Origin of the sequence: Providencia sp. PROV040 (genome assembly GCF_032706145.1) — a bacterium.
In the GTDB taxonomy this organism is placed as follows: Bacteria; Pseudomonadota; Gammaproteobacteria; order Enterobacterales; family Enterobacteriaceae; genus Providencia; species Providencia hangzhouensis.
The window spans coordinates 79,838-90,989 of the sequence record NZ_CP120531.1 but is presented as its reverse complement, the minus strand read 5'-3'; the positions used below and the strand labels follow the sequence as shown (position 1 = coordinate 90,989).

Here is an 11,152-nt window from a genome sequence, read left to right as displayed (position 1 = left end):
CAATTTTAAAAAAAAGGATAATGACAGTGCTTTCTAACCGGAGAAGAAGTGATGAAAACCCGTAAACGTTTCGCATTGCCTTTGCTGGCAACCCTAATCATTGCCACCTTGACTGGGTGTGCAGCGGAAAAACCAAAGGCCCCAGAGCGTACCTACGTTGATGAAACGCAGGTGACGGTGGTCAAGGCAACTTACCCTGAGGGCTATGAGTTTTCAGAGTCCTACTACAGCACTGAGCGCGGCGGTGCCGCACTTCGCCATCCAGGCTACGAGCACACGCTTGTGAGCCCGTATGCCGTTCATGACCAAACGGGCAAGCGTTATGTTGCTCGTGATCTCGATACCCAGATCTTGCTGACCAGCATATCTAACACTGCCTATGCCAACGGTCCGCGCGGGACGTTTACTCAGTCACCCAGATTCTGCGATGAAAATTCATTCATGCTGCCGAACAGTAAGCAGACCGCCAAACGTGGTGAGTACCTGCAAATTAAAGAGCGTTATTGCTCAACGCCAGGTTACCGCCTGAGCCAGCATGAAATTGACGTGCTGACCCGAGGTGAGCCAGAAGATCTGCGTCAGTATCGACTGAAGATGTATGTCGATAACCAATTCACCAAATTTTAAGTGACAGATTAATTCTTAAGTGGGGTAAGAAAACGATGTCCAAGCAAATCAATAAAATTCAAGTCATCGGGCCAATCGCTATTGGCGTGATGATCGCCGTTTCAATGGGCGCGAGCCTTTACACCGCCGTACAAACGAGCGGTATCAAGACCAAACTTAACGCGCTTCAAGCGCAGGTGGTTGAGGTCGAAAACAACGGTAAAAGCCTGTACGGAAGTGTTGAGGGGCACTTTGCGCAGCTGGCTAAATCCTGCGGTGGCATTGCGGGTACAGACGGTGATGTGAAGTCAGCGGTACAAGCCGCATTGGCTGGCTTGGAAGAAGACAAACTGGCTGAGAAACGCGCTGAGTTGTACAAAGGCTGGGAGCAGGTTAGCGTCAACAAAGACGGGCGCTACATCTACGGTAATCCGGACGCTCGCTTTACGCTGGTGAACTACGAAGATCTGGAATGCCCGTTCTGTAAGCAGTTCCATAAGACGCCGAAATATCTGGTTGATACGGCCAACAACGGCGCGGTGAACTGGGAATGGCGTCACTTCAACCTGGCTTTTCATGAGCCAATGGCAACAAAAGCGGCAATGACAGCGGAATGTGTGGCCGAGCAAAAAGGACCGAAGGGCTTCTGGGGGGCGACCAACTACTGGTTTGAGCACACGCAGGGCAATGGCAAAGGCTTCGAAGACATCGCCAGTATTCCGGCATTGTTTGAACTCGACAAAACAGCATTTGATACCTGCATGCAGGATCCGAACATCATCCAGCGTATCAAGCGGGATATGGATGCCGGTACCAAAGACGGTGTCAACGGGACGCCAACGACCATCGTGATTGACAACAAAACCGGTGAGCGTGAAAGCATTGTCGGCGCACGACCGTTCGCGGGCTTCGTTGAAGTTATTGAGCGAATGGTGAAAGGCGAGTCTGAGAAAGCTCCTGCTGCGGCACCGGCTAAAAAATAAATTCGGGTGCCCGGTTCGTCCGGGCTCTCCAACTATATTGAACAAAGGCTTTCATGTTTAAAAATATATTATTAATCCCGGTATTATTGTTTGTTCTTAGCATTTTCTCGATCACTCAGGCTACTGTGGAGAACACAGATTCGGAACAAATTCAGGTATTGAATAGCCTGGCGAGCGATGCGCTGTTTTTTTAAGATAATATCCCATGCCTTATTATTTCTGTTTTCCAACCAGGGAAACCTGAGACCTTCTGATAAAGCAGCTCCATTAATGGATCGTTGTTAATGTTAATTATGTGAAGTGAAGCTGGCGTACCTCTATGATAAGCGATAATTCCATTAATGCTACTCGATATAATACCATCCAACAAATCATCATGTTTTATAGGCACTAACTTTTCACCTTCATCAGTATTTTTCTTTTTTTTCATTTCGTTTCGAGCTATAGGGAGGCCACCACCGATTTGCCTCCCTGTTTTTTTATCAAACACTAATTCTAATTCTTCTTTGAAGAAGGCATAGGCTGCGAATAGCAATGGACCAGATACCGTTCCCGGGAATAAATCTCCCATGTCTATCGCAATAATTTTTGAATCGTTCGAGTCCACAATCCCTTTGGCTAACCATTTCCCATACTGCTTTGATTTATCGGTAATTTTTGAGGTTATGTGAAGTTTGGGTTCATCTTGTATAAGTACATCTTCAGGAACAAGGGAACAGTAATGCTCATCCCTGAACCTATTTTCTGGTTTTGTTATCTTAGTGATCTCTACGTGTGCCATTAACCCATCAATGGTTAATTTAAGGTCTGGATGATTTTCGCCTGACTGGCATATCAACTTCACTATCGAAGGCTCTATTTCTTGTAGCGTTTTAAATATATACGCAAAAAGTAGTTCGGACTTAAAGCTATCAAGTTTGTTCTTATCTCGTGATCTGGATGAATAATCCGAGAAGGTATTATCTTTTATTCCAAAAAGAGATTTTGTTAGATTAAATATTTCATCCCAGTCAGCCATACACCGCATCCTTTCATAAGTTATTTAGACAATAATATCATTGAATCGAATATAGAAAAGGCCCGCTTCGGGCCTTTTATTTACACAATGACGATAGATTCGTTCCGTTCACGTAGATGGTTATATTGTTCCAGCAATTCCATCATTGAGCTGTTGATGTTGATGCGACTTTGTGTCCGCGTGATCGCAACGTACAGCAAGTTCATCTCATCAATAATACTTTGCTTCGATTTTTTCATCATCAGTGCTTCAATAATACTGGGAAAATCATCGTTTAAAATAACGTTATCCCACTCCATGCCTTTGGATGTATGAGCGGTAGTGATGATGAGATCTGCATCTTTGTGGGTGCGAGCCTCATTCAGACGCATCGTATCGACCATGCCAGGGATATCAACATAGTTATCCATCAACCTGATGGCTCGGGTCATGTTCGTGTCTTTGGTCGTTTCCGCGATCTCTTGGAAGTTGGCCCAGTTGCCATAGTCTGTCAGTATTCGTGGATTTTTAATAGCCTCGTAATTGCTGGTTTTCATGGCATGTAAGTCAAGTAACTCCCCCAGATTGTACTTACCAATGCCACCATTCCACATGACGCGCTTACCCATCAGGATAGCCTCATAGGCGGAAGAAATGACCCCCATATATGTTCGTGAGATAACAGCATGAAAACCCCGCTGGGCTATCTCATGAGGCTGACAAACCTCATCCAATTTCCCCAGCCCTACAAGTGGGTGGGTTTCACCAATCATGGACAGCACCACATTAGCAAGTGCCGCAACCATCGGACCAAAGCGAAAAGATTTTGTCAGTCTGAGAACGGACGCGCCTTTCTCTTCCACAACGCCCAGGGCATTCTCGGCACCACGCCAACGGTTAATCATTTGGTGCTTATCGCCGACAAACAACTTCGCACACTTGTTATTGAGGACGATATCAAGCGTCACGGGGTTAGCATCCTGCGCTTCATCAAACAGGATAATGTCATAGACTGAATCCAGTGCCGGGTTAGACATCTGATACAGCTTCAGCAACGTGTTATTCGTGCAGGGCACATCAGATTCCGGATCGATTTGCAGCTTCCAAATTCGGCGCGCGGCACGTAACGCAGAGTCCACGCGGGAAGGCGGAATTTTATCTATGTTACCGATGTCTTTTAAAACGTGGGACGTGTTAATTTCATAGTCAGCTGAGTTCATGAAATGTGTAAGCCCATTAATAGCCAGCTTGACCACACGCCAATCCTCTTCACCCATCAGATCTCGGTACTCTTTCACCTGAATGTTCAGTTTTGTCTTATGACGATAATGTTTAAAGCGTGCCGCTGCCAGCGCATGCGAGGTTTTGCATTCCACGTTTTTGGGAAATTTTTTCTCTGCTTCTTCACGAATAGACTTATTGAAAACCAAATAAAGCATCTTTTTGTCTTTATGGGTTTCTGCATAGACCTTCAGTGTGAAAGTCTTGCCAGATCCCGCATAGGCTTGCACACAAACCATCGATCCAGGCTCAGCCTTATAGTCGATAATCCTCTGTTGCTCGTCAGTTGCGGCCATGAGCTTTCCTATCGGTTGAAATAGGCATAAATGGTACGATTTTTACAACCGAGTTGGCACAAAAAAGGGGGGCGGAACGGGGACAAAAAAGGCTGACTATTGGGCTTATTCGGTGTTTCATAAAGAAGATAAATTTGGGGGTGTTTTATCGTAAAGCGCGGTAGTGGTTACCGGTTTGGAATTCCCCATAACAACAGGCCATAAACTCATGAAAAATCCCGACGAAGAACCCTTAAGTACAGAGCCTATTAGCCCTGACAGTCTCGTCAAATCGTTACGCACGTTGTATATGAAGAGTACCCGCGCCCTTCGTGAAGCAGGCAGGCAGATCCAAAAGAAAAAACAACTGCAAAAGGCCGTGCAGGATGCCACAATGCAGCTGAACGAACTGACCATTCAAAGCCTTGATGGGCAACATAGCGCAGAATTTTTGGCACAGCAGGACAGGGCAACAAAAGCCCTAAGAAAGGCCAACCGCAAACTGGCGAAGTTCTTTGATACGGCTGAAGACGTGGAAGATCGCACAACGCAGGCACTGACAAACCTTCGGGATTATCTCACCACCAATATTGATGAGAGGAATAAATGATGTTTTACGCATACACGGTGCTGTGGATGATTGCCTGGAGCCTCATTTCGATTTACGTGTATCGTAAGGATAAGCAACAAGCCATCGACAGAGGCCCGCGAGTAGAGGAATTAACGCTTGATGCGCTGGCTTTTCTCGGTGGCTGGCCGGGCTGTATTATTGCCCAGCAGATGTTCAAGCATAAAACGCGTAGTGCATATCAGCGACGCTTTCGTGCTTTGGTTGGTGCCTGGGTACTTGGCTACGCTTCTTTGTGGTATTTTTTGTGGGTAGGCCAAATCATCTAAACCCCAACATTTTTCCCCAAAAGGGAGGTTGCATTTTTAATGCACCTCCCTTTTTGTTTACATTAAAAAGGGAAATTGCAAAAATACGACCCTAGGCTGCAATTTTGCAGAGGGGGAGGACTTATGTATTTAAACGGGTGGGACGATGTTAAAGTTTTTCTTGCTGCGTATCGGACTAATTCCTTACGGGGAGCATCGGTCCGTTTATCTATGGATCAGTCCACAGTAAGCAGAAGGCTGGCAAATTTAGAAAAACAGCTCAACGCCAAACTGTTTTATCGTACACCAGATGGATTAATTCCCACTGAAGTGGCTGAAAGGGTACTGGGTGCCGCCCAGGAAATGGAGCGTAACTCAGTTTCATTTTATAGGTTGAGCGAGGGAACTAATGGTGAATTATCCGGTGATGTTTCGATTGCGACCACTGACAGGCTAGCTGTCGAGTTCCTAATGTCAGCAGTGAAGATACTGAGAGATCGCCACCCCAATATTAATGTCAGCATGAAGATTAGCGCACAATTAGCAGATATGTCTCGTGGTGAAGCGGATATTGCAGTAAGAATCAAAAGACCTGAGGCCCCAGAACTTATTGCAAAAAGGCTTGGTTGTTGGGATGTCGGCCTATTTGCAACTCAGGTATATCTTGATAAGTTTGGAATGCCAGAACCTGGTCAGCATTTAGCCAACCATGATATTGCCTTATACGGCAATGTTTTCAGCTCCCCTGTACCTGAAACGATGGTCGGTGAATCACGAAGAGATGCACGGGTCGTCGCGAAGCTAACATCCAGTTTCTTACTCACCACGTTTGTGCGTTCAGGATTAGCGTTAGGGGAATTGCCGTGCTACCAAGGGTTACGTTATCCAGAGTTAATTCGAATTTGGCCGGATAAGGCAAGAAAGAAAAAATACGAAGTCTGGAAGGTTATCCATAAGGATGCTTCTGAGCTCGCCAGAGTAAAAGCAGTATCTGAAGTAATTTCAGAAGTGTTTGAGGCTGAAATAAAACCATATCATGCTGACCTTCACAGCTCCCTATAGCCCGAACCTCAGAAATACAAAAACCCGACCGAAGTCGGGTTTTTGGACGCTTGCCGAAATGGCCGATTAAATGCCGACTGGCAGGGCGGTAGCAACAGCGCTGGTGGAGGTCATCATGCCGTCGATGATGTCCGGCGCGTAGTACAGGCCAATCGCAGCGCCGACCGCAACGGCGAAGGTCATCAGAGACTGGCGGACAACCGCAGCAGCAACACCGACGATGACGATCAGACCTACCAGCACGCGACCCAGGGAACCCTGCATGTAGGAAGTAATGGTGGTCCACACTTCGCTAAAACCAGTTTGCTCAGTACCCTTCGCATAAACGGCGGTCACGCCCAGAGCCAGAACAGCAGAAGCGGCCAGAACAGATTTCAGGTTGCGGGCGGAGATAGTTTTCATCGTTTACATCCTTTCTTGAGTTAAAGTTCAGTTTTTGGATGTTCGCCTGACTATTTAACGGTTTTCAGCAGGGAACGCAGATAAATATACAGATACCGAATGGCTGAATCATTAAAAAAGCCGGACATAAACACCCTCAAACATACAAAATAAGGTGACTTTTTGATGCAAAAATGAAAATAGTTGTATGTAATGGCTAAAAGTCGAATTTATTGGGTTTATATTAAAGAAAAAAAGGTTAACAAATCGCATGGCTATACGTTTTGTCGCCTGTTTCCCATGTGTTGTAATGGTTAGTGCAATTACAAACTTCTAAAATGGTGACTTAATGGATCTCAAAAAAAGGCTTTTGGTCAGTTCTTTGGTTTTCTCTCTCTCGCTATCAGCACCGAACGCATTCGCGTTTAAGATTGATGATCTACTTAATGGCCTGGGTAGCAGCCAAGAACAAAGCCAGCAAACTCCACCGCGTGCAGAGAAGGGCGGGCAGATCAATAACCAGACGCAAATCGTTATTGGTTTCTCACCAGAAGGCTCCGCCCAAAAGGCAATCATTAATGCTATCCGTTCGGCAAAGTCAGAGATTCGCCTGGCTGCCTACTCCTTTACATCGCGAGATATCGTGAAAGAGCTGGTGGCAGCAAAGAAGCGCGGCATTGATGTTAAGATTGTGGTGGATGAGAAAGGCAATAAGAGCAAGCACTCGATATCAGCGATGAATACGGTGAAACTGGCTAAGATCCCAATCCGAACCAATGGCCGATACGCCATCATGCATGACAAGTTCATCGTGGTAGACCGCCAAACGGTTGAAACTGGATCTTTCAACTATAGTGATAGCGCGCACAAGCGAAACAGTGAAAATGCGATCGTGTTATACAATCTGCCGGAAGTCGCTGAGGTTTACCTGGAACACTGGGAACGTCGTTGGGCTGGCGGAATTGAGCCGGATATGCGGTATTAAATTAGAAGTTACAAATTAGAGCACTGAAAACCACTCAATATTTTGAGTGGTCAGACTGCTGACAAAGTCCTCGCTTTTTAGTGAGGACTTTGATCTAATAAGGTTAGTACAAATAATGAGCTAACCGATATGTTAAAAGAACCTTCTCCTCAGCAATATCAATTCGAAACTATCACACTCGATGAGTTGGTGCCTGAAGACCATCTTGTTCGTAAAGTCGATGCGATTATGGACTTTGAATTTATTCGTGATGCCGTTGCTCACCTTTATTGTCCCAATAACGGGCGACCTGCGATTGACCCTGTTCGTCTTATTAAAATGATGCTGTTAGGCTATCTGTTTGGTATCCCATCAGAGCGAAAACTGGTTAAAGAAATCCAAGTCAATATGGCTTATCGTTGGTTTTTACGCATGGGGTTAACGGAGAAAGTGCCCGATGCTTCAACATTGAGCCAAAATCGTATTCGCCGATTTAATGACAGTGATATTTTCCAGCAGATATTTGACCATGTCGTTGAACAAGCCATCAGTGGAGGCATGGCGAATGGACGCGTTCTTTATACTGACAGTACCCACTTGAAAGCCAACGCGAACCCGCACAAAGCCATTAATGAAGAGCGTCCCATCGCCCCAAGTGAATATATTGAACAACTCAATGTCGCTGTCGAAAGAGACCGGAAAAATCACGCAAAAAAGCCGTTACCCGACGCAAAAAAATCCAACGAAAACAGCGCCGTCAAAAACACTAAAGTAAGTACCACTGACCCTGAAAGTGGTTTTATGCATCGGGACAATAAACCCAAAGGCTTCTTTTATCTTGACCATCGTACGGTTGATGGAAAGCACGGTATCATTATGGACACCCATGTCACCGCAGGAAATGTGCACGATAGCCAGCCTTACATTGGCCGATTACAGCGTCAAATTGAACGTTTTAATCTTAACCCCATTGCCGCAGGCGTGGATGCCGGTTACTTCACCGCCCCCGTTTGTCATCTCGCGAAAGAAATGAGTATCGCTCTTGTTCCTGGTTATCGACGTCCCAATAAAGGGCAAAATGCGTATCAAAAAAAACATTTTTACTATGATGCACAGCGCGATGTGTATGTGTGTCCAACCGAAGCGCTTTTAACCTACAGTACAACTGACCGTAATGGTTATAAACATTACAAATCCAATATGGCTCAATGCCAATTATGCGAACATCGACAATCGTGTACTCAAAACAAAAAAGGACAAAAAACAATCACTCGACATGTATGGGAAGAAGCGAAAGAGTGGTCAAATACGTTACGGCTAAGCAAGTGGGGTAAAAAAATCTACGCAAGACGAAAAGAGACGGTAGAAAGAAGTTTTGCCGATGCCAAACAACATCATGGTCACCGTTATGCGCGGTTCCGTGGGTTAAATAAAGTGCAAATGCAGTGCTTATTAGCAGCTGTTGCACAAAATATGAAGAAGATGGCGCTACTGGCGCTTCTTTTTTACTTTTTTAAGTTAATACAAAGCCAATTAAAGGCATATAGAACGGAATATAGCTTGAGAAAGTTATTGATGATGGGATTTTAGAAAAATATCGCGATCGCGACCTTCGGTCGCTAACACAATAAACCCCATGCTAAAAACATGGGGTTCGTCATCAATCTGAGAGCCTTTATCAAAGGCTCTTTTTTTTGCCTTAAAACGCCCTCAATCTGCTGGCCTTTTAATTTCGTCAGTCAGTACCCCAGGGTTAACCTGTTTGCAATACAAGCACAGGGGGCACCATGTCCAAATTTAGAGGCAACATTACACCCGGCACCGAGTACAGCGAGTCACTCTCACGTTTCCTTGAGCAGGAAGCGAGGTCGGGTCATATCTCGCTTGAGGGTATGCGCCGTGTCACCATAAAACGTAATCTGGCAGCCACGACTGCATTGATGACGGGAATGGCGATGGTCAGCGCTGGGGCCAGTTTTATGGCTACGGGTGGCGCAATGCCATTGTTAACCCTAATAGGCGCAGCATCTGCCATGATGGTCTCTATGTCAGCATTGGCGCGTTGTCCTGGCGGGCTGTTTTACCAGATTTCCGCGATTGAAACGCCGTTCACGCACGCTGCCTTGCTTCGATTCGCCGCCTGTGGTGCGCCAGAAGATGTCACGCGTGAGCTCATTTCTCTGCTGAACAAGCAAGAACGCGTCTCTTATGCGCAAGTTCATGATGTGGCCTGGTTCTGTGGTCGCCAAGCCAGTGGAATTGCAGAAAGTCATCTTTTCCAGGACCGGTACACACTGATCCGCAATCGCCTGGCATTGGAAACGCGGAGGGTAGGGTGATGCGGAACTTGTTCATTCTCCCGTTTACGGAGCTTCAGCACATTGCGTTATGCGCGCTGCGTTATCCGCTTATCTCTCGACGCAGTCTTTTCTGTTGCCTGGGTGTGATGGCCGTTTTCTGTCTCTGCTGGTTCTCTTTGACCGGGTTTGAGGAAGCCTCGGTGACACAGTCATCACTATTGGGTGTCGGCTATATCTGTGGGGCAACATCCGCGATCGGCTGGGGTCTGAAAACCTCAGAGATGTCACGCAATGCACTGCGCATTGGCTTTGGCATTTTCGCGCTCGTTATCCTCTCGCTGAACATTTCGGATAACGGGTTTATTCGCGCCGTGCAGCTGCTTGCGGAAGGCCAGTTTCATACAGAGACCAACCGAGTTTCGATGATGATGTCGCTGCGGGATATGTTGCTGATTAACGCCGTTGCCAGCCTGTGCCCGTATGTATTCTGGATTGGGTTGATGTGGATTGAGTTTCGCAACTTTCGCCATAACCCGACCTTTCGCAAAAATGCGCTTTTTCGCATGGTTGCCAACGTTAAATTGGTGCTTTATCAGATTTTCATTGTGGCAGGGGCGTCGTTAAGTCTGCTCCTGCTGACCGCCTGGACGGCACTGCCGTTCATACTCTCGCCACTCATGACGGTCTGGGTTGCGCTGTTTGTCTTCTTATCCATCTATCGCATTGAAAACGGATCGCCTCCCGAGTTTATCTTGCACGGCATTGCCACTGTAGGGCGGGTGAACCGATGAAGCTGTCTTCGCCGTTCTGCGCGCGCCTGCGTGTTTTCCTTCAACTCGGTGAAACGATCTGCACGAAAGGAGTGCTGAATATCATGTTTGATTCTCATTCATTTTTACCAATGGCGGATGACGCCAATCCTAATCCAATTCCTGCTATAAGCGATCACTGGCATCCCGTGGGAACCCGAGGAGAAGGGTTACCTACAACCCCCGGTGTGTACCGCTTTCGTGTTCCGATGGAATCCCGACCGGAGGAAACCGTTGAATTTCTGGCACAGTTACGCTGGCGTAAACACGGTGTGCATCAGGTTTTGATGCCAACCTTTGAATACGTGCTGGACGATGAATTCATCACGTTGCCAGAAGGTACCTATTGGCGTGAGCGCGTGCCGGGTGATCCTGAAACGTTAGGTGCAACACAATTCCCGATAGCGCCGGAAATGGCACACGGCGCGACAGAGTGTCCGTTTTGCCACCAGCAACCTGTCATTAACGGAGAGAAAATCAAAGAGGATGATGGCGATCGGTATTACACCCACATTCCCTACAAATTTAACCGTTTTTGGTTCAGCTGCTGCGAGTGGATAGGTAAAGCCCCGCGACCAAGCATTTCTGCCCTAAAGCACGACTGGAGCCAACGCTAAG

The 11,152-nt window shown here is 46.6% G+C and carries 13 protein-coding genes; 10 read left to right on the top strand and 3 right to left on the bottom strand.

All coding sequences use genetic code 11. The features are described from left to right. Nucleotides 1-51: 51 nt before the first annotated feature. Together P3L40_RS23010 and P3L40_RS23005 are read left to right on the top strand one after the other, a co-directional pair. Entirely contained in the window at nucleotides 52-627 is a 576-nt protein-coding gene (locus tag P3L40_RS23010) for a hypothetical protein (RefSeq protein WP_094962218.1), read from the top strand. Between the two features lie 35 nt (nucleotides 628-662). Beyond that, the gene (locus tag P3L40_RS23005; protein WP_272693288.1) at nucleotides 663-1,589 is read left to right on the top strand and encodes a DsbA family protein; all 927 of its coding nucleotides are present in this window, start codon (nucleotides 663-665) and stop codon (nucleotides 1,587-1,589) included. 190 nt (nucleotides 1,590-1,779) lie between these two features. On the opposite strand, the gene P3L40_RS23000 is transcribed toward P3L40_RS23005, so the two are convergent. Continuing rightward, nucleotides 1,780-2,607: a hypothetical protein gene (locus P3L40_RS23000; RefSeq protein ID WP_140172837.1), complete on the bottom strand. Its 828-nt coding sequence runs from the start codon at nucleotides 2,605-2,607 to the stop codon at nucleotides 1,780-1,782. An 80-nt stretch (nucleotides 2,608-2,687) separates the two neighbouring features. After that, on the bottom strand, nucleotides 2,688-4,163 hold the full coding sequence (locus tag P3L40_RS22995; protein ID WP_131680357.1) for a 3'-5' exonuclease: 1,476 nt from the start codon (nucleotides 4,161-4,163) through the stop codon (nucleotides 2,688-2,690). A gap of 208 nt (nucleotides 4,164-4,371) precedes the next feature. On the opposite strand from P3L40_RS22995, the gene P3L40_RS22990 reads away from it, so the two are divergent. The 3 genes from P3L40_RS22990 to P3L40_RS22980 all read left to right on the top strand — a co-directional run bounded on the left by P3L40_RS22990 (nucleotide 4,372) and on the right by P3L40_RS22980 (nucleotide 6,080). Further along, nucleotides 4,372-4,752, top strand: coding sequence for a hypothetical protein (locus P3L40_RS22990; protein ID WP_131680356.1), 381 nt, complete (start codon nucleotides 4,372-4,374; stop codon nucleotides 4,750-4,752). After that, entirely contained in the window at nucleotides 4,752-5,039 is a 288-nt protein-coding gene (locus P3L40_RS22985) for a DUF1294 domain-containing protein (RefSeq protein WP_094962223.1), read from the top strand. The genes P3L40_RS22990 and P3L40_RS22985 overlap by 1 nt, the downstream gene beginning before the upstream one ends. A 123-nt stretch (nucleotides 5,040-5,162) precedes the next feature. Further along, the gene (locus P3L40_RS22980) at nucleotides 5,163-6,080 is read left to right on the top strand and encodes a LysR family transcriptional regulator (protein ID WP_094962224.1); all 918 of its coding nucleotides are present in this window, start codon (nucleotides 5,163-5,165) and stop codon (nucleotides 6,078-6,080) included. 66 nt (nucleotides 6,081-6,146) lie between these two features. Here P3L40_RS22980 and traA read toward each other — a convergent pair whose 3' ends face one another. Next, nucleotides 6,147-6,482, bottom strand: coding sequence for a TraA family conjugative transfer protein (traA, locus tag P3L40_RS22975; protein ID WP_094962225.1), 336 nt, complete (start codon nucleotides 6,480-6,482; stop codon nucleotides 6,147-6,149). 328 nt (nucleotides 6,483-6,810) lie between these two features. Here traA and P3L40_RS22970 point away from each other — a divergent pair, with 328 nt between their 5' ends. The 5 genes from P3L40_RS22970 to P3L40_RS22950 all read left to right on the top strand — a co-directional run bounded on the left by P3L40_RS22970 (nucleotide 6,811) and on the right by P3L40_RS22950 (nucleotide 11,151). Beyond that, on the top strand, nucleotides 6,811-7,446 hold the full coding sequence (locus P3L40_RS22970) for a phospholipase D family protein (RefSeq protein ID WP_094962226.1): 636 nt from the start codon (nucleotides 6,811-6,813) through the stop codon (nucleotides 7,444-7,446). Between the two features lie 129 nt (nucleotides 7,447-7,575). Further along, nucleotides 7,576-9,015: an IS1182 family transposase gene (locus P3L40_RS22965; protein ID WP_136135612.1), complete on the top strand. Its 1,440-nt coding sequence runs from the start codon at nucleotides 7,576-7,578 to the stop codon at nucleotides 9,013-9,015. A gap of 197 nt (nucleotides 9,016-9,212) precedes the next feature. Further along, on the top strand, nucleotides 9,213-9,764 hold the full coding sequence (locus tag P3L40_RS22960) for a hypothetical protein (RefSeq protein ID WP_136135303.1): 552 nt from the start codon (nucleotides 9,213-9,215) through the stop codon (nucleotides 9,762-9,764). Nucleotides 9,765-9,925: 161 nt separating this feature from the next. After that, nucleotides 9,926-10,516 carry a hypothetical protein gene (locus P3L40_RS22955; protein ID WP_131680306.1) on the top strand — a complete coding sequence of 197 codons (591 nt, stop codon included), beginning with the start codon at nucleotides 9,926-9,928 and terminating at the stop codon, nucleotides 10,514-10,516. Then, nucleotides 10,513-11,151: a hypothetical protein gene (locus P3L40_RS22950; RefSeq protein ID WP_136135302.1), complete on the top strand. Its 639-nt coding sequence runs from the start codon at nucleotides 10,513-10,515 to the stop codon at nucleotides 11,149-11,151. The genes P3L40_RS22955 and P3L40_RS22950 overlap by 4 nt, the downstream gene beginning before the upstream one ends. Nucleotide 11,152: the final 1 nt, after the last annotated feature.